We start from the raw sequence: 19014 nt of genomic DNA, 5'->3' as shown, positions 1-19014 counted from the left end.
GTCAAGCTTCGATGGCCAGCGTCTGCGACAGCGCGGGAGCGGCATCGGCGATCAGGCGGTTCTGCTCCTGCAGCACGCCGATGAAGCTGCCCAGCGAGATGGGCCGGTGGTACAGATAGCCCTGCATCGTGGTGCAGCCCTTGTCCTGCAGATAGCGCGCCTGGCCTTCCGTTTCCACGCCCTCGGCGATCAGGTGCAGGCCCAGTCCCCGCGCAATCGAGATGATGGCCAGGATGACGGGATAGTGTCCATGCTCGTCGTGGATTTCCTTCACAAACGACTGGTCGATCTTAATGGTGTGGATGGGGAAGCGGTGCAGGTACGACAGCGAGGAATAACCGGTGCCGAAATCGTCGATGGCCACCGACACGCCCAGCTGGCACAGCTTGTTCAACTGCTCGATCGCATACTGCGGATTGCGGATGCAGATGTTTTCCGTGATCTCCACTTCGATCTTTTCCGGCGCGATGCCATAGCGCGTCAGCGCGCCGCGCATCTTCTCGAAAAAGTCGCCCCGGTCCAGGTACTGCGGCGACAGATTGAGCGACAGGCGCACGGCTTCGCCGCCGGCCGCATTCCACTGCACCAGGTCACGGCACAGGGCGCCCAGCATCCAGTCCGAGATCGGCAGCATCAAGCCGTTTTCCTCGGCGAACGGCAGGAATTCTCCGGCCGTCAGCAAGCCCCGTTGCGGATGGTTCCAGCGCATCAGGCCTTCGGCGCCGACGATGCGGCCCGTCATCACATCGACTTGCGGCTGGTAATACATCTCCAGCTGGTTCAGCTCCAGCGCCTTGCGCAGGCTTTGTTCGAGCGCGATCTTCTGGTGCGACACGTCGAGCATGGACTCGTGATAAAAACTGTGGCCGTTCTTGCCCAGCGCCTTGACCTGGTACATGGCGATGTCGGCATGGCGCAGCAGTTCGTCGATGGTCTCGCCGTCGCCCGGATAGATGGCGATGCCGATGGAAGCCGAAATATGCACCTGGTTGCCATCGAGGTCAAAGGGTTGGTGCAGGCATTCGAGGAACTTGTCGGCAATCAGGCGCGCATCCTGGCGGTCGCGCAGTTCCGGCAGCACGATGGTGAATTCATCGCCGCCCTGGCGCGCCAGGGTATCGCCGCGGCGCAGGCAATCCTTCAGGCGCAGCGCCACCTGCTGCAGCAGCTCGTCGCCCTTCACGTGGCCCAGGGTATCGTTGACCAGCTTGAAGCGATCGAGGTCGATGAACATCACGGCCAGCTCCGTCAGCTTGCGCCGCGCCTGGATCACGGCCAGCCCCAGGCGGTCCTTGAACAGCATGCGATTCGGCAGGTCCGTCAGGATGTCGTGATAGGCCTGGTAGGAAATGACTTCTTCGGCGCGCTTGCGGTCGGTGATGTCGCGCGCCACGCCGTAGGTGCCGAAGTATTCCTGCTTCCGGGCTTCGTGATCGTGGCTGTGCATGCCGATCGAATTGAGCGGAACCGTCATCAGGGTGTTGTTGAAGGTACGGTCACTGCCGCTGCCGCTATGGCACTTCAGGCGCAGTTCCACATTGCGCGACGCGCGCTCGTCGATGCGGCGCTCATTGAAGGCATAGCGCGCCCGCTCCTGGTCTTCATCGTGCACGAGGATCGAATAATGGCTGCCGATCAGCTCTTCGCGGCTAAAGCCCAGCAACTGGTGCACCCGATCGTTGATGAAGGTGATGCGGCCTTCGTGGTTCAGGGTGTAGATGATGTCGGGCGAGCTGTCGACCAGGTAGCGGTACATCTTTTCCGAATTTTCCAGCTGCAGCGCGATGCGCTCGTTTTCCAGCGCCAGCTTGCGCTTCTGCAGCGCATTCTCCACCGTCTTGAGCAGCTCTTCGCGGCTGTAGGGCTTGCGCAGATAATCGTAAGCGCCGCGTTTCAGGGCGCCGATGGCCGCCTCGATGCCGACGTCGCCGCTCATGACGATCACGTCGCCCTCGATGCCGCGCCGGTTGATGTGGTCCATGATTTCATGGCCGCTCATGTCGGGCAGGCGCAAGTCGAGCAGGATCAGGTCGAAGCGCAGTTTCGACAACTGCGCCAGCGCCTCGCTGCCGCAGGTGGCCGTGTACAGCTGGTAGCCGCGGTCCTTCAGCAATTCGTGAAGGGAGGCGAGCAAACGGGGCTCGTCGTCGACCAGCAGGATGCGCGGGCTGTTTTCCAGGTCAAACGGAATGGCGGAGGAGTTCATGGACGTTACGAAGACAAAGCGGTATTGCCGGGCGCGGGCAGCGCGGCTGCAGCACTCGCCGGCAAGGGAATGGGCAGCAGAATTTCAAACGAGGTGCCGGACTTGCTGCTGCGGCAGCCGATCACGCCATGCAGGCGGGTGACCAGGTCATGCACGATGGACAGGCCCAGGCCGTGATGCGCCCCTTCCTTGCTGCTGCGCACAGGGGAAAACAGATTGGCCAGCACTTCCGGCGCCAGGCCGGCGCCATTGTCGCTGACGCACAATTCCAGGTACAGGCGACGGTCGCGGTTGACGTGGCCACGGTTCGCCACTTCGATGCGCCCGCCATCGGGCAAGGCTTCGACGGCGTTTTTCAGCAGGTTGAGCAGGATTTGCTTGAGCATGTCGGCATCGGCCTCCACTTCGCATGGTGCATCCTGCATGCGCGTGACCACCTCGATCTTCGGCGGCAGGAAGTCGGTGGCGCGGAACAGCCGCAGCACATCGTCGACCACGCGCGCGCAATCGGTCACGCCGCTGGCCGCCACCGGCTGCAGGTCGGCCAGGCCGCTGATCAACTGGCCGACCCTGTCGATTTCCTCGTTCAGGATCGACATCTCGCCCGTGACCGGCTCCTGCTTCTCCAGCTTGTGATCGAGCACGCTCAGGTAGTTCTTGATGATGGACAGCGGGTTATTCACTTCATGCACGACGCGACGCGACGCGGCGCGGTATTCCTCGGCCACGTGATCGAGCTGGCGCCGTGCCAGGCCGCGCGCGCTGATGGCCGTTTCCAGCGCCGTGGCGGCCTGGTTGGCATAGGCGCGCAGAAAACCCTCACGCTTCTGGCAGGCGGGAATCTGCCACGCCGCCACGCCGCCGATCAGCACACCCAGGCTGCGCTGGCCCGCCACGAGCGGCACGCAAACCAGGCTGTCGGTACCGAGAATGCGGAACAACTGCTCTTCGACGATGCCCAGCGCCGGCATGTCGCGCTTCAGGAACGCCAGTTGGCACTCCAGCGCCGAAGCGGCCAGGAGCCCGCCCTTGGCCAGCGGGATCGAGAAGCCGGCCAGACGCTGCTGATGTTCGCCCGCCGCAACGCCGACGAGCGCATGGCCGGTGGGGTTTTGCAGCAGGATGACGGCCGTGTCGAAATCGAACAGGATGCGCGCCGAGCGCGTGATGGCTTCGAGCAGGCTGCTTTCTCCCTGCTGGCGGGCGAAGGTCTGGCCCACTTCGGACACCAGCACCATATTGCGCACTTCATCGGACAGGCGCTGCTGCACCGGATCGACGGATGGCGGCGCATACGCGGGTGGCGTGGCGATATCATCCGCACCGGCCAGGTCGATGCCCAGGTGCTGCGCGGCCTGCGCCACCTGGCGCGCGACGCTGCCGGCCAGGTCTTGCAGTACGTCGACATCCAGCGCGCACAGGCTTGCCGCCTGCGTGATCGATTCCGCATCATCGGCATGGCAGCACAGCAGGTGCGCCAGGCGCACGATGCGAATCAGGGGATGGCTCGCTTCCAGGCGCGCCAGCGGTTCGTGGTGATACAGCACGCTGTCGGCCAGGAAGGAATCGAGATGCCAGCGCTCGATCAGCCAGGCGCCCGCTTCAGCATGCGTAATCTGCAAGGTGCGCTGCTCCACCGCGCACAGGGCGGCATCGTCGCGCGCCGTGAAATTGAACGCGTATTCCTTCGGCGCCGTGGCCAGCAAGGCCAGGCGGCCCACGTTGTGCAGCAAGCCGGCCAGATACGCTTCCTCGACGTGCGGATAGGCCATGGCCTTGGCCAGCGCGCGCGCCATGACGGCGGCCGACAGCGAACTTTTCCAGAAGGCGCGCAAATCCGTGCTGCCGGAATGGGGAAAGCTGTTGAAGGTCTGAAAGACGGATTCGCTGATGACCAGGGTCTTGATCATGTCCGTACCCAGCGACACGAGCGATTGCTCCAGGCTGACGACCTTGCCCTGGCGATGGTAGGCCGAGCTGTTGGCCACGCCGAGGATCTTGCTGGTCATGCCCGCATCCTTGGCGATCAGGGCGGCCAGCTCCGGCATGCCGGCATCGTCGGCCTGCAGGTGGGCGATCAGCTTGATGAGTATCTGCGGCATGGCCGGCAGGCGGGCAATCAGCAGGCGATTGCGAATATCTTGATCAGATTGATGCATCGTATCAGGCATTGCCGGTTCGAAAAGGATGAGCGCTTAGCAGCGAAGCGCGGCCACGTCAGAGGAATCCTCTACTCCTGTAACCCAAAAAATGTCGCCTGAGAGGATGCCGGGAAAAGAAGTCATCTTATCATAAGCGCCGAATATTACTTGCAATATAGAAAATTAAGTTGAAATAAATCTAGCGTTCTGCAGTGGAAACTTATGCCTTGAAGGAACCCAGCAAACGGTGACGAAAGCGCCGCGATATCAGCCACAGCGCCAGCGCCAGGCCCGTAAACGCCAACTGGCCCGAGGCCAGCCACAGCACGGAACCGGACAGCAGCGGCGAGATCACGCCGGCCACCACGGCGCCCAGCAAGGTGCTGGCAAACGACTGACACGAAGCCACCGTGCCGCGGATATGCGGGAACAGATCGAGCGCCAGCAGGGTCGCGCCCGGCCCCACCAGCGACATGCCGAAGGTGTAGAAGAACAGCGGCAGCACCGACCAGGGCAAGGAGGGCGGCAGGAACAGGTGATACACGACATTGACGCTGGCGGCGCACAGCAGAAAAGCAAAGCCGATGCCGATCTGGCGCGCGAACGTCACCTTGCCGGCGATGCGGTTGGCCGCCGCGGCACCCATGAAGATGCCGCTCACGCAGGGAATGAACAGCCAGCCGAATTGCGATGGCCCCAGGCCCAGCTGCTTGGGCAGCATTTCCGGCGCGGCCGTGATGAACAGGAACAGGCCCGCGAAATTGAGGGCGACGATGCCAGCCTTGATGTGGAACAGGGGCGAGCGCAGGATCTGGCCATAGCTCGAGGCGAGGAAGCGGGGATTGAACGGCTGGCGCTTTTCCATCGGCAGGGTCTCGGGCAGGCGCCAGTAGCAGAACGCCAGCAGCACCAGCGTGTAAAAGGCGAGGAACAGGAAGATCGAGCGCCAGTCGAACCAGATGACGATCCAGCCACCGAGAATCGGCGCCACCGCCGGGGCGATGGAAAAGATCATCGTCACCAGCGACAGCAGCCGCGCCGCCGCCGCATCGGCATACAGGTCGCGGATGATGGCGCGGCTGATCACCACGCCGGCGCCGGCCGAGACGCCCTGCATGATGCGGAAGAACCACAGGTAGTGCACCGTGTGCGCGGAAGCGCAGCCGAGCGAGCCGATGGCAAACATCAGCAGTGACACAAGAATGACGTTGCGCCGGCCAAAAGTATCCGAGATCGCGCCATGCCACAGCACCATGCCGGCAAAGGCCAGCATGTAGAACGTCAGCGACTGCTGTACTTCCAGCGGCGACGCTTGCAGCGAACCCTGGATCGCGCCAAACGCGGGCAGGTACGTGTCGATCGACAGGGGCCCCAGCATCGACAGCCCGGCGAGCATCATGGCCAGCGCACCACGGCTCAACGGCGCCATGTGGCTCGGCGTGGGAGGAGGAACGGGGGTAACCGGGTCGGGCGGCACATCGGCCGGAGGGGTGGGAAACATGGCGGATCCAAAGTGGCGCGCGGACCGGTTACGGTCCGCGCGCGTGATACTGCATTTTTTAGCGCGTAAAACACCTGAGAAAACCGTAGCGAGCGGCCGCCAATTGTGGCCGAGAAGCGCAACCGTACAAAAGTACGGTGAGCATCGCAAGCCGCAAGTGGCAACGCGCAGTAGGTTTAATCAGATGTTTTTCGGTTTGGCTTCTTCTCTACGGTTGTAGCCGGCGACCATATCAAAGCGGAACAGACGGCATTCCAGCGCGCCGTTGAAGAATGGCGTCTTACGTGCTTCCTTCAAACGCAGCAGCTTGGGCAGGCCCAGGTCGGCCGTGAACAGGAACACGGTCCAGCCGGCGAAACGCTGCTTCAGGGTCGTGCCCATGGCCGAATAGAAGGACGTCGACAGTTCGTCTTCCGGGATGGTGCTGTCGCCGCGCACACCGATACGCTCGCCGTACGGCGGGTTGGTCAGCATGATGCCCGGCACGTCGCTTGGCGGCTTGACTTCCTGCGCCTCGATCTGTTTCAAGGGCACGTCGAAGCGCACACCGGCGCAACGCAGGTTATGGCGTGTCATGGCGACCATGTCGCCCGAGATGTCGCTGCCGAAAATGGTCGGTTCGGCGGGCAGCGGATTGACCTTGATGGCGTTTTTCATGGCATTCCACGGCGCCGGATCGAAGTCATGGAAGTTTTCAAACGCGAACTGGCGCGAGGCGCCCGGCGGAATCCCCTGCAGCATCTGCGCCGCTTCGGCCAGGATGGTGCCGGAACCGCACATCGGGTCGAACAGCACCATGCCAGGCTTCCAGCCCGACACGCGCAGCAGGCCGGCGGCCAGGTTTTCGCGCAGCGGCGCGTCGCCCGTCTCTTCGCGCCAGCCGCGCTTGAACAGGGCTTCGCCCGAGGTGTCGAGGTACACGGTAAACGTATGCGCGTCGAGGAAGCCGACGATGCGCATGTCCGGCGTCTTGGTATTGACCGACGGACGCTCGTTGAACTGGTCGCGGAAGCGGTCGCAGATCGCATCCTTGATTTTCAGGGTCGTGAACTCCAGGCTGCGCAGCGGCGATTTGACGGCCGTGACGTCGACGCGGATCGTGTGGTGCACGCCGAACCAGTCTTCCCAGGATTGCGCCAGGGTCAGGTCATAAATATCGTTTTCCGTCTTGTAGCCGGAATGGGCCATGCGCATCAGCACGCGCGAAGCGATGCGCGAATGCAGGTTGATGCGGTAGGAGTCCAGCAGGTCGCCCGAGCAATGTACGCCGCCCGGCACCTGATTGTGGACCTTCATGGTCGAACTATCCTGGGCAATCTCGCCCAGTTCCTCGGCCAGCGCCGCTTCCATGCCGCGCGGGCATGGGCAAAAATATGAAGCCATGGTTGGTGTACCCTTATTCCATTGTGTTGAACGCCCGCTAAATTACAGGCGCTGCTTACTACGTTTAAAAAACTGCTTTTGCTTGACTACCCTGCCAGCGCCCGTTCGACAAAATCGAGGCGGTCCTGGCCCCAGTACCCTTCGCCATCGACGATGTACCACGGCGAGCCGAACACGGAAGCGGCGGTCGCTGCCTCCGTGTTGGCGTCGTATTCGGCCTGCACGCTGGCCGTTTCCGACGTTTTCAGCAACTGGCGGCCATCGAAACCGGCGTCGAGCGCGATCTGCACCAGTGTTTCCTCGTCGCCGATGTTGCGCTCTTCCGCCCACAAGCCGCGCATGATGGCGTGCGCCAGGTTCAGCGATGCCTCCACGCCGTGCGCCAGGCGCGTGGCGATGATCAGCTTGGCCGACGCTTCCGGCGACACGGGAAAAAACTTGGGCTGCAAGGTCAGGGGAACTTGCAAAAAGGCCGACCAGCGTGCCAGTTCGGCCAGGCGATACGCCTGGCGCTGCGGTGCGCGCTTGGCCAGCGGCAGGCCGCCCGAGACGCTGAAAACCTTGCCCAGGTCGAAGGGTCGCACGTCGATCTGTGCGCCCGTCTTCGCGGCGATGGCCATCAGGCGTGCGTGCCCCAGGTAAGTCCATGGAGAGTGGGGCGCGAAGAAATACTGCACGACTTTGCTCTGACTTGCACTCATCTCGACTCCCTTAGAAAGGCTTGACCACGACCAGCACGACGACGGCCAGCAGCATCACCACCGGCACTTCATTAAACCAGCGGAACCAGGTGTGGCTGCGCTTGTTGAGACCTTTTTCAAACTTGCGCAGGATGGCGCCGCAGGCATGGTGATAACCGAGCAGCAGCACCACGAACGTCAGCTTGGCGTGCATCCAGCCCGGCATCTTCATGCGGCCTTCGCCCCCGCCGTACAGCATCCACATCAACGCCAGCCCCAGCACCATGGCCGGCAGTGCCAGCAGGGACATGAAGCGGTACAGCTTGCGCGCCATCAGCAGCAGGCGCTCGGTGGCCACCGTTTCCGTCTCCATCGCCAAATTCACGAAGATGCGCGGCAAATAAAACAGGCCGGCAAACCAGGACATGACGAAGATGATGTGAAAGGCTTTGGTCCAGAGAAAGAGCATGGGGTTCCCAATGTCAGAAGTGGAGAGAAACGAGAGCACGGGCCACCTTGTGGGCAGCCCGCGAAAGAGACTATTTACGTACTTCGCCGTGGCCAAAGACCACGTACTTGAGCGAGGTCAGGCCTTCCAGTCCCACCGGGCCGCGTGCATGCAGCTTGTCGTTCGAGATGCCGATCTCGGCGCCCAGGCCATATTCGAAGCCGTCGGCGAAACGCGTCGACGCGTTCACCATCACCGAGGCGGAATCGACTTCGCGCAGGAAGCGCAGCGCATCGCTGTAGTCTTCCGTGATGATCGATTCCGTATGCTTGGACGAATACTGGTTAATGTGGTCCATCGCTTCGTCGATGCCGTCGACCACTTTCACCGACAGGATCGCCGCCAGGTATTCGGTGGACCAGTCTTCCTCGGTGGCGGGCACCAGGTACGGATAAGCGGCGGCGGCCAGGATCGCATGGCTTTCCGGATCGGCGCGCAGTTCCACCTGCTTGGTCAGGTACAGTTCGGCCAGCTGGGGCAGCACGGTCGCGGCGACGGCGCGCGACACCAGCAGCGTTTCCATGGTGTTGCAGGTGCCGTAGCGGTGGCACTTCGCGTTGAAGCCGATATCGACCGCCTTCTGGATATCGGCCTTGGCGTCGATATAGACGTGGCAAATGCCATCGAGGTGCTTGATCATCGGCACGGTGGCCTCATCCATCAGGCGCGCGATCAGGCTCTTGCCGCCGCGCGGCACGATGACGTCCACGTACTGCGGCATGGTGATCAGGGCACCGACGGCGGCGCGGTCGGTGGTGTCGATGACTTGCACGGCATCGGCCGGCAAGCCGGCTCCCTGCAAGCCCTCGGCCACCAGCTTGGCCAGCGCGCGGTTGCAGTGAATCGCTTCCGAGCCGCCGCGCAAGATCGTCGCGTTGCCGCTCTTGATGCACAGGCCGGCCGCATCCACCGTCACGTTCGGACGCGCTTCATAGATGATGCCGATGACGCCCAGCGGCACGCGCATCTGGCCCACCTGGATGCCCGTCGGGCGGAACTTCATGTTCGAGATTTCGCCGATCGGATCGGCCAGCGACACGATCTGCGTCAAGCCTTCGACCATGGTGGCAATGGCAGCGTCGGATAGCGTCAGGCGGTCGAGCATGGCCGGCGCCAGGCCGGCGGCGGCGGCCGCATCGAGGTCGCGCTGGTTCGCCGCGCGCAGCAGGTCGGCATCGCGCACGATGGCGGCGGCAATCAGGCTCAAGGCGCGGTTACGCGTGGCGCTGTCGGCACGCGCCATGGCGCGCGAGGCGGCGCGCGCGCGCGTGCCCACGTCCTGCATATATTCTGTGATGTCCATGCTCGTATCCATATAGTAAAAAACTAGCCTCGGGCGATCTTCAGGCCCAACTGCAGCATGGCATCCCAGGCATCGCCCGCGTAGCCCTTGGCGCGCAAGCCCTTGATCATCTTGTCCACCTGCGCCGCCTGCTGCAGCGCCGCTTCCAGCACGGGTAGCGAAATGCGCCGCAGGGCCGGTTCCATCATCCGCTCGCGCGGCCCCCAGATGCGGTATTCCTTCAGCAGCGCGCCCAATGGACGCCCTTGCGCCATGCCCGCCTTCAATTTTAACAGCGTGCGGATTTCTTCGGATACGGCCCACAAGACCAGCGGCAGCGCCTCGCCCTCGCCTTTCAAGCCTTCGAGCATGCGCACCAGGCGCGCCGGATCGCCGGCCAGCATGGCTTCGGACAGCTTGAAGACATCATAGCGGGCCACGTTCAACACCGCGTCCTGCACTTGTTCATACGTCAGCTTACCCGCGGCATGCAGCAAGCCCAGTTTCTGGATTTCCTGGTGCGCCGCCAGCAAGTTACCTTCCACCCGTTCGGCGATGAAGTCGATGCTGGCCCGTTCGGCGCTTTGTCCCTGCGCGGCCAGGCGCTGGCCTATCCACGCCGGCAACTGCGCCCGCTCCACGTTCGGAATCTCGATATATACGGCCGCCTGCTGCAGGCTGGCGACCCAGGCCGCCTTCTGCGTGGCCCAATCCAGCTTGGGCAAGGTGATCAGGGTCAGGTTGTCGGGACTGAGGTTTTTCGCGTAGCTTTGCAGCGCCGCGCCGCCATCCTTGCCCGGCTTGCCGGTGGGGATGCGCAACTCGATCATTTTCTTGTCACCGAACAGCGACAGCTCCTGGTTCGCCGCCAGCAGCTCGCCCCACTTGAAGCTGCGCTCCACCGTCAGCACGTCGCGCTCGGAGTATCCCTGCGCACGCGCCGCGCGGCGGATCTTGTCGGCCGCTTCCAGCGCCAGCAGGTGTTCGTCGCTGGTGATCACATACAGCTGCGCCAGCGGCTTGGCCACATGCCCATCGAGCGCGTCTATCCGCAATTGCATGGCGTCCCCGTCACTGCTGCGGGGCTGCCGGCGCGACAGGCGTCACGGGCGCCACTGGCGCCACCGACATGGCCGGCAGCACCGGCTTGATGGCGGCCAGGCGGCGCATGATCTGCTGCACCAGGTCGTTGCGCATGTCGCGGTACAGCGCCGCTTCTTCCGTTTCCTTGGCCAGTACCTGCGAGTCGTCGAAGGTGATCGGACGCACCAGGCTGATGGTCGTCGGCGCCAGCAACTGGTTGCCGGCCTTGTCCACCACGCGGAAATTGATCGAGTAGCCGAGTTGATACTCTTGTACCCGGCCATTTTTGTTCAGCGACAAAATGGTCTTGGTCTGATTCCTCTCCGGGTCGCTGAGCACTTCAAGGACGGCGTCGGCGCCATCCCTGGTGTTGACCACTTCCGTGCTGCCAATGGCGCGGATATAGCGCTTCAGGCCGATCGCCAGCGGCGACGTGTCGGGCAAGCCGATGTACATCGTCGCGAACGGCAGCATGAAACTGCCGTTCGAACCGCGCAAATGGAAGCCGCAGGCCGACAGCAAAACAGTCAGGCCCAAGGCCAGCACGGCGCGGCGGCCCAACAGCGATACGGAAGAGGAAGTCGTCATGATTACACCACGATGCTGATTAACTTGCCTGGCACGACGATGATCTTCTTCGGCGTGGTCTCGACGTACTTCTGCACACTTTCGCACGCCAGCGCAGCCGCTTCGATGCTGGCCTTGTCCGCATCCTTGGACACGGTGATCGAGCCGCGCAGCTTGCCGTTCACCTGGATCATCATCTCGATCTCGGACTGCTCCAATGCAGCCGGGTCGACTTGCGGCCAGGCGACGTTGAGCAGGTCGCCGTGCACGCCCGCGTAGCCCAGTTCCTGCCACAGCACGTGGGTGATGTGCGGCGCGACGGGGTTGAGCAGGCGCAGGAAGATGGAGAAGCCTTCGGCGATCAGCGCCTTCGACTGCGCGCTATCGTCCAGCTTGGCCGATTCCAGCGTGTTGAGCATCTTCATGCAGGCCGATACCACGGTGTTGTACTGGATGCGCTTCAAGTCGTAATCGGCTTGCTGCAGCAGCTTGTGCAATTCGCGGCGCAGGTTTTTCTGCGCGTCGCCCGTGGCCGGTGCGGCGCCGCCGGCCAGCGCGGCTTGAATCGTCGCCGACTGGGCGTAGCCGAAGTTCCACACGCGGCGCAGGAAGCGGTTCGCGCCTTCGACGCCGCTGCCCGACCATTCCAGCGTCTGTTCCGGCGGCGAAGCGAACATGGTGAACAGGCGGGCCGTGTCGGCGCCGTACTGCTCGATCTGCGCTTGCGGGTCGATGCCGTTGTTCTTCGACTTCGACATTTTTTCCGTGCCGCCGATTTCTACCGGCTGGCCGTCGGCCACCAGGACGGCGCTTTGCGGACGGCCCTTGTCATCGAGCGACAGGCGCACGTCGTCCGGGTTGAACCAGGTGGTCTTGCCCACCGCGTCCTTGCGATAATATGTTTCGTTGAGCACCATGCCTTGCGTCAGCAGGTTGACGAATGGCTCGTCGAACTTGACCAGGCCGAAGTCGCGCATGATCTTGGTCCAGAAGCGCGCGTACAGCAAGTGCATGACGGCGTGTTCGATGCCGCCGATGTACTGGTCCATCGGCATCCAGTAATCGTTGCGCGCGTCGACCATCGCGTCGTTCGAGCCTGGCGAGGTATAGCGCATGTAATACCACGACGAATCGACGAAGGTATCCATGGTGTCCGTCTCGCGGCGCGCCGGCTTGCCGCACTGCGGGCAGTCGCACTGCAGGAAGGCTTCGTATTTGTTCAGCGGATTGCCCGTGCCGTCCGGCACGCAGTCTTCCGGCAGCACCACCGGCAAGTCTTTTTCCGGCACCGGCACCACGCCGCAATCGGCGCAATGGATCATCGGGATCGGCGTACCCCAGTAGCGCTGACGCGAAATGCCCCAGTCGCGCAGGCGGAACGTGGTTTTCTTTTCACCCAGGCCCAGTTCGGCCAGGTCGGCGGCCACCGCATCGACGGCGGACGCGAAATGCAGGCCGTCGTATTTGCCGGAAGCGACGCAAACGCCGTCCTTGCTGCCATACGATTCCTGCCAGGCGTCCGTCGAGAATTCCTGGCCCTTGACTTCGATGACTTGCTTGATCGGCAGGTCGTATTTCTTGGCAAAGCCGAAATCGCGTTCGTCGTGCGCCGGCACACCCATCACGGCGCCATCGCCGTAGGTGATCAGCACGTAGTTGCCGACCCAGACTTCCACTTGCGCGCCCGTCAGCGGATGGGTGACGAACAGGCCGGTCGGCATGCCCTTCTTCTCCATCGTTGCCATGTCCGCTTCGATCACGGAACCGAGCTTGCATTCGGCGTTGAAGGCGGCCAGCGCAGGATTGCTTTGCGCAGCGTGGATGGCCAGCGGGTGCTCGGCGGCCACGGCGCAGAAGGTCACGCCCATGACGGTGTCCGGACGGGTGGTAAACACATACAGCTTGCCGTCGCCGATCAGGGCGCCATTCGCGTCCTTGATGTCATGCGGGAAGGCGAAGCGCACGCCCGTCGACTTGCCGATCCAGTTGGTCTGCATGGTGCGCACGCGCTCGGGCCAGCCCGGCAGCTTGTCATCCACATATGCCAGCAACTCTTCCGCGTAATCGGTGATGCGCGCGTAGTACATGGGGATTTCGCGCTTTTCGATCAGCGCGCCCGAACGCCAGCCGCGGCCATCGACGACTTGTTCGTTGGCCAGCACGGTCTGGTCGATCGGGTCCCAGTTCACGGTACCGGTTTTCTTGTAGATGATGCCTTTTTCCAGCATCTTCAGGAACATCCACTGGTTCCATTTGTAGTATTCAGGCTTGCAGGCGGTCATTTCGCGCGACCAGTCGATGGCCAGGCCCATCGATTCCATCTGCTGCTTCATGTGGGCGATGTTCGAATACGTCCATTGCGCGGGCGGCACGTTGTTGGCCATGGCCGCGTTTTCCGCCGGCATGCCGAACGCATCCCAGCCCATCGGCATGAGCACGTTGTAGCCATTCATGCGCAGGTAGCGGTACATCACGTCATTGATCGTATAGTTGCGCACGTGACCCATGTGCAGCTTGCCCGAAGGGTAAGGCAGCATCGAGCAGGCAAAATACTTGCCTTTTGGGAAACGCGGGTCGTGTTCGACGGCTTTATAGGCGTCGATCGCCTTCCAGTGCGATTGGGCGGCTTGTTCGACGTCGGCGGGACTATATTTATCTTGCATGATGTGCGGCCAATAGTGGATATGAACCGAGCATTATACTGGTTGTCGCCGCCCGATAGCGCGGCGCGCCGGCGGCCCGGTCTCGCATATTTCGGCCGGCGCACAATTATGCTATGCCGTATGCAACAATACATATGCCACAATCTTGTTCTTTGCATCAACGCCGACCATGATCGTCTACCAGGAATATCCGCCCATCCCCGCCCTGTGGCCATGGCTGGACTGCGTCTGGACGTGTCGCGTGCAAACGGGCGCCACGCCCCTGACGCACCAGGTCTTGCCAGACAATTGCATCGACATCCTGTGCCAGGACCAGCAGGACGCCAGCTTTGCCGTAGGCATGATGACGGCGCCGATTGCCGTCCTCAGCCAGGGTCTCGTGCAGACGGTGGCTGCCCGCTTCAAGCCGGGCGCGGCGGCACACTTTTTCCAGCTTCCCTTGTGTGAACTCAGCGATGGCCGCACGGGCTTGCAGCAACTGTGGGGCCGCGAGCTGGCGGCGCGCCTCGGTGACGCGTTGTGGAGCGAGCCCTTGTCCAATGCGCAAAGAATTTCTATTTTGCAAGATTATCTGCTGCTGCGCCTGCGCACCGCGCCGCCACGGCGCCAGGCCGGCGCGGCCGAACATGCCATCGCGGCCATCGAGCGCGCATCCGGCCAGGTGCGCGTGGAGGGTCTGGCGCAGCAACTGGGCGTGTCGCGCCAGCACCTGGCGCTGCAATTTCGCCAGCAAGTCGGCATCAGCCCGAAGCTGTTTGCCCGCATCTGCCGCTTCCGTGCCGCCAGCCAGGGCCTGACAAGCCTGGCGGGACAGCCGGACTGGGCGCAAGTGGCCTTGCAATATGGTTATTTCGACCAGTCGCACCTGATCCACGACTTCCAGGATTTCGCCCGCAGCTCACCCGAGGCGTGGCTGACGGGCCGGCGCGCGTGACCACCTTCCATTTTTCCAATCGCGCGGCGCGCGCCGGTGGCATCATGGCGTCATGCATTTCAACCAACAGGAGCAGAACATGATCAAGGGCTTGCGCACCGTCACCTATCCCGTCCCCGACCTGGACAAAGCCAAGGCCTGGTACAGCCAGGTATTTGGCACGGCGCCGTATTTCGACCAGCCGTTCTATGTTGGCTTTGCCATCGGCGGCTTCGAGCTGGGCTTGCTGCCGGGCGGCGAAGCGGGCACGCAGGGCAGCGTGACGTATTGGGGCGTGGACGGCATCGAGCAGGAAGTCGAGCGCATCGTTGCGCTGGGCGGCACCCTGCACCACCCGATCACGGACGTGGGCGACGGCATCCGCACGGTGGAATTGCTCGACCCGTACGGCAACCAGATCGGCCTGATCGACAATCCGCATTTCGATACGGCCAAGGTGCTCTAGGCCGCTTCGCCCTGCAGCCATAGCCGGAACTGCTGCAAGGCCGTCTTTTCATGCGCCGTTTCGGGCGTGATCAGGTAATACGCGCGCTGACCGCGCAGTGGGCGCTCGCATGCGATCTGCAATTCGCCACGCGCCAGTTCCGCTTCGACCAGCATGCGTGGCAGCAAGACCACGCCCTGCCCTTGCACGGCCGCCATGGCCAGCATGGAAAACAGTTCGTAGCGGGCGCCGTAGTGCGCCCCGTCGCGCCCCTCGCCCTCGATCTGCATGGCGTCAAACCACTGGCGCCAGGCGCCCGGGCGCGTACTCTGTTGCAACAAGGTCAATTCCAATAAATCCTGCGGCTGCCAGTCGCTGCGCGCCGCCAGCAGGCGGGGGCTGGCGACGGGCACGATTTCTTCGTGCATGAGCAAGGTGGCGCGCGTGCCGGGCCAACGCGCCAGCTGCTCGGGCGTGCCCGCGTACAGGGCGCCGTCGTATTCCGTATCGGCAAACATGAACGGTTTTGTATACGCGTCGATATGCACGACGATGTCCGGATGCAAGTCCGCCAGCGAAGACAGCCGCGGCATCAGCCAGCGCGTGGCAAACGTGGGCACGGAAGCGAGCTGCAAGGCCCCGCCGCCGCCCTGGCGCGCCATGGTGTCGAGCGTGTCGCGCTCCAAGCCATCGAGGCGGGCGGCGATCTGCCGTGCATACGCGGCGCCGGCGCTGGTCAGCAGCACGCCATGGCGCGTGCGCTGAAACAGTTGCACCCCAAGAAAAGTTTCCAGGGACGAAATCTGGCGCGACACGGCGCTTTGCGTCAGCGACAGTTCGCGCGCCGCATGCGTGTAGCTCTGGTGGCGCGCGGCCGCCTCGAAGCAGTTCAGCGCTTGCAGCATGGGGATTTTGCGTGACATGGGAATATCCGGCCGGTAAAAGACCCCTAGTATGCCGCAAGATATGCGCAATACGCATGTCTGGGTGCGAAAAAATCGTTTGCGCAAGGCTAGGCAAAAATCTACCATGAGTCATATTCAATCTTGCGCCGATCACCGGCGCTCACCTGCGAGGCCTGTGATGAGCAAAACCGTATTCGACTGGAATTCCCCCCTGCTGCTGGAAGAACAACTGACGGGCGACGAACGCGCCGTGCTGGAAGCGGCCCGCGACTATTGCCAGGGCAGCCTGGTGCCGCGCGTGCTCGAATCGTTCCGCCATGGCCGCACGGACGCCGCCATCTTCCGCGAAATGGGAGAGCTGGGCTTGCTGGGCACCACCATTCCCGAAGAATACGGCGGCGCCGGCCTGAACTACGTCTGCTACGGCCTGGCCGCGCGCGAAGTCGAGCGCGTCGATTCGGGCTACCGCTCGATGATGAGCGTGCAATCCTCCTTGGTGATGGTGCCGATCAACGCTTTCGGCAACGAAGAAACCAAACAGAAATACCTGCCGAAACTGGCCACGGGCGAATACATCGGCTGCTTCGGCCTGACGGAACCGAACCACGGCTCCGACCCAGGCAGCATGGTCACGCGCGCGCGCAAGGTGCCGGGCGGCTACAGTCTCTCCGGCGCGAAGATGTGGATCACCAACAGCCCGATTGCCGACGTGTTCGTCGTCTGGGCCAAGGACGATGAAGGCGCGATCCGCGGCTTCGTACTGGAAAAAGGCTGGAAAGGCCTGTCGGCGCCGGAAATCCACGGCAAGGTCGGCTTGCGCACCAGCATCACGGGCGAAATCGTCATGGATGAAGTATTTTGCCCGGAAGAAAACGCCTTCCCGGACGTGCGCGGCTTGAAAGGCCCGTTCACTTGCCTGAACAGCGCCCGCTACGGCATCGCCTGGGGCGCACTGGGCGCGGCAGAAGACTGCTACCTGAAAGCACGCCAGTACACGATGGACCGCCAGCAATTCGGCCGCCCTCTTGCTGCAAATCAACTGGTGCAAAAGAAACTGGCCGACATGTTGACGGAAATCACCATGGGCTTGCAAGGCTGTTTGCGCCTCGGTCGCATGAAGGATGAAGGCTCGCCCGCCGTGGAAATCACCTCCATCATGAAACGCAACAGCTGCGGCAAGGCGCTGGACATCGCCCGCGTGGCGCGCGACATGATGGGTGGCAATGGCATTTCCGACGAGTTCGGCGTCATCCGCCACCTGGTCAACCTGGAAGTGGTCAACACCTACGAAGGCACGCACGATGTGCACGCGCTGATCATCGGCCGCGCCATCACCGGCATCGCCGCGTTCAACTAATGGACGCCTTGGCTTCCACCCTGCGGCCCGCGCCTTTGAGCGGCTTGCGCGTGCTCGACCTGTCGCGCGTGCTGGCCGGCCCGTGGGCCGGGCAAATGCTGGCCGACCTGGGCGCCGACGTGGTCAAGGTTGAACAGCCGGGCCGCGGCGACGACACGCGCTCCTGGGGGCCGCCGTATCTGAAAGACGAGGATGGCCGCGACACCGCCGAGGCCGCCTATTTCCAGTGCGCCAACCGCAACAAGCGCTCCCTGTGCATCGACCTGGCCGCCCCGGAAGGGCAAGCCCTGGTGCGCCGGCTGGCGGCCGAGGCGGATGTCTTGCTGGAAAATTTCAAGCTGGATGGCTTGAAGCAATACGGCCTGGATGCGGCCAGCTTGCTGGAACTCAACCCGCGCCTCGTCTACTGCTCCATCACAGGTTTCGGCCAGGATGGGCCGTACGCGGCGCGCGCCGGCTATGACTTTTTGATCCAGGGCATGGGCGGCTTGATGAGCATCACGGGCGTGCCCGACGGCCAGCCGGGCGCCGGGCCGCAAAAAGTGGGCGTGGCGCAGACGGACATCCTGACGGGCCTGTACGCCACCATCGCCGTGCAGGCGGCGCTGGCCGAACGCGAACGCTCGGGCCTGGGCCAGCATATCGACCTGGCCTTGCTCGACGTGCAAGTGGCGGCGCTAGGCAACCAGGCCGCCAATTACCTGTGCGGTGGCAAGGTGCCCCAGCGCATGGGCAATGCGCATCCGAACATTGTTCCATATCAAGACTTTCCCACGGCCGATGGCGACATGATTCTGGCGATCGGCAACGATGGGCAATTCTCGCGCTTTTGCGCCGTCGCCGGCCACCCGGAATGGGCGCAGGACGAACGTTTCGCCACCAATCCGCAGCGCGTGGCGCACCGCGCGATCCTGATTCCGCTGATGCGCCAGGCCACGGTCATGCGCACGACGGCCGAGTGGATCAGCGCCTTCGAGGCGCAAGCCGTGCCCTGCGGCCCCGTCAACCGCATCGACCAGGTCTTTGCCGACCCGCAAGTGGTGGCGCGCGGCTTGAAAGTGGAGATGCCGCATCCGACGGCGGGCACGGTGGCGCTGGTGGCCAATCCCGTGCGCCTGTCGGGCTCGCCGGTGCAGTACCGCTTGCCACCGCCATTGCTGGGACAGCATACCCAGGAGGTGCTGCAGCAATGGCTGGGCCTCGATGGCGGCCAGATCGACGGTTTGCGCGAACGCAAGGTCGTCTAAAGAAAAAGGTTCTGTCATCGGCAAGTAGGGGAAATGCCGGAATCTTCCGTTGGCTGCGCTGTCTGACTCTGCATATTCACCACGCGGGGAGCAGATCATGCAGCCAGCCGAATGGATCAGCTTTATCGCACAG

The 19014-nt window shown here is 63.1% G+C and carries 15 protein-coding genes; 4 read left to right on the top strand and 11 right to left on the bottom strand.

Going from position 1 to position 19014, the window contains the following annotated elements:
• Position 1: 1 nt before the first annotated feature.
• The 10 genes from OX460_RS23395 to leuS all read right to left on the bottom strand — a co-directional run bounded on the left by OX460_RS23395 (position 2) and on the right by leuS (position 14014).
• Entirely contained in the window at positions 2-2206 is a 2205-nt protein-coding gene (locus OX460_RS23395; RefSeq protein ID WP_099666283.1) for an EAL domain-containing protein, read from the bottom strand.
• 5 nt (positions 2207-2211) lie between these two features.
• Positions 2212-4365: an HDOD domain-containing protein gene (locus OX460_RS23390; protein WP_257218830.1), complete on the bottom strand. Its 2154-nt coding sequence runs from the start codon at positions 4363-4365 to the stop codon at positions 2212-2214.
• A gap of 202 nt (positions 4366-4567) precedes the next feature.
• A complete protein-coding gene (locus OX460_RS23385) occupies positions 4568-5848 on the bottom strand; it encodes a multidrug effflux MFS transporter (protein ID WP_218965298.1) in 1281 nt (426 codons plus the stop codon).
• 180 nt (positions 5849-6028) lie between these two features.
• A complete protein-coding gene (locus OX460_RS23380; RefSeq protein ID WP_289900338.1) occupies positions 6029-7198 on the bottom strand; it encodes a class I SAM-dependent RNA methyltransferase in 1170 nt (389 codons plus the stop codon).
• 119 nt (positions 7199-7317) lie between these two features.
• The gene (locus tag OX460_RS23375) at positions 7318-7932 is read right to left on the bottom strand and encodes a 2-hydroxychromene-2-carboxylate isomerase (protein WP_251351286.1); all 615 of its coding nucleotides are present in this window, start codon (positions 7930-7932) and stop codon (positions 7318-7320) included.
• Positions 7933-7942: 10 nt separating this feature from the next.
• Positions 7943-8380: a CopD family protein gene (locus OX460_RS23370; RefSeq protein ID WP_099666278.1), complete on the bottom strand. Its 438-nt coding sequence runs from the start codon at positions 8378-8380 to the stop codon at positions 7943-7945.
• Positions 8381-8450: 70 nt separating this feature from the next.
• Positions 8451-9722, bottom strand: coding sequence for a glutamate-5-semialdehyde dehydrogenase (locus OX460_RS23365; RefSeq protein WP_289900090.1), 1272 nt, complete (start codon positions 9720-9722; stop codon positions 8451-8453).
• 23 nt (positions 9723-9745) lie between these two features.
• Complete coding sequence (holA, locus tag OX460_RS23360) at positions 9746-10762, bottom strand: DNA polymerase III subunit delta (protein ID WP_152250703.1); 1017 nt, start codon at positions 10760-10762, stop codon at positions 9746-9748.
• A gap of 10 nt (positions 10763-10772) precedes the next feature.
• The gene (gene lptE, locus OX460_RS23355) at positions 10773-11372 is read right to left on the bottom strand and encodes an LPS assembly lipoprotein LptE (protein ID WP_099666275.1); all 600 of its coding nucleotides are present in this window, start codon (positions 11370-11372) and stop codon (positions 10773-10775) included.
• Positions 11373-11374: 2 nt separating this feature from the next.
• Positions 11375-14014, bottom strand: coding sequence for a leucine--tRNA ligase (leuS, locus tag OX460_RS23350; RefSeq protein ID WP_099666274.1), 2640 nt, complete (start codon positions 14012-14014; stop codon positions 11375-11377).
• Between the two features lie 145 nt (positions 14015-14159).
• On the opposite strand from leuS, the gene OX460_RS23345 reads away from it, so the two are divergent.
• Both OX460_RS23345 and OX460_RS23340 read left to right on the top strand, forming a co-directional pair.
• Entirely contained in the window at positions 14160-14948 is a 789-nt protein-coding gene (locus OX460_RS23345; protein WP_289900089.1) for a helix-turn-helix domain-containing protein, read from the top strand.
• A 52-nt stretch (positions 14949-15000) separates the two neighbouring features.
• A complete protein-coding gene (locus OX460_RS23340; RefSeq protein ID WP_289900088.1) occupies positions 15001-15393 on the top strand; it encodes a VOC family protein in 393 nt (130 codons plus the stop codon).
• Here the strand turns inward: OX460_RS23340 and OX460_RS23335 are convergent.
• Positions 15390-16295, bottom strand: coding sequence for a LysR substrate-binding domain-containing protein (locus tag OX460_RS23335; protein WP_289900087.1), 906 nt, complete (start codon positions 16293-16295; stop codon positions 15390-15392). The genes OX460_RS23340 and OX460_RS23335 overlap by 4 nt on opposite strands.
• Before the next feature lie 160 nt (positions 16296-16455).
• Here OX460_RS23335 and OX460_RS23330 point away from each other — a divergent pair, with 160 nt between their 5' ends.
• Together OX460_RS23330 and OX460_RS23325 are read left to right on the top strand one after the other, a co-directional pair.
• On the top strand, positions 16456-17634 hold the full coding sequence (locus OX460_RS23330; RefSeq protein WP_034745726.1) for an acyl-CoA dehydrogenase: 1179 nt from the start codon (positions 16456-16458) through the stop codon (positions 17632-17634).
• The gene (locus OX460_RS23325; protein ID WP_251351293.1) at positions 17634-18881 is read left to right on the top strand and encodes a CaiB/BaiF CoA-transferase family protein; all 1248 of its coding nucleotides are present in this window, start codon (positions 17634-17636) and stop codon (positions 18879-18881) included. Before OX460_RS23330 ends, OX460_RS23325 begins: the two co-directional genes overlap by 1 nt.
• Positions 18882-19014 lie beyond the last annotated feature (133 nt).

Source organism: Janthinobacterium sp. SUN033 (assembly GCF_030397595.1).
Taxonomy (GTDB): domain Bacteria; phylum Pseudomonadota; class Gammaproteobacteria; order Burkholderiales; family Burkholderiaceae_D; genus Janthinobacterium; species Janthinobacterium kumbetense.
This window is presented reverse-complemented; position numbering and strand designations above follow the sequence as displayed.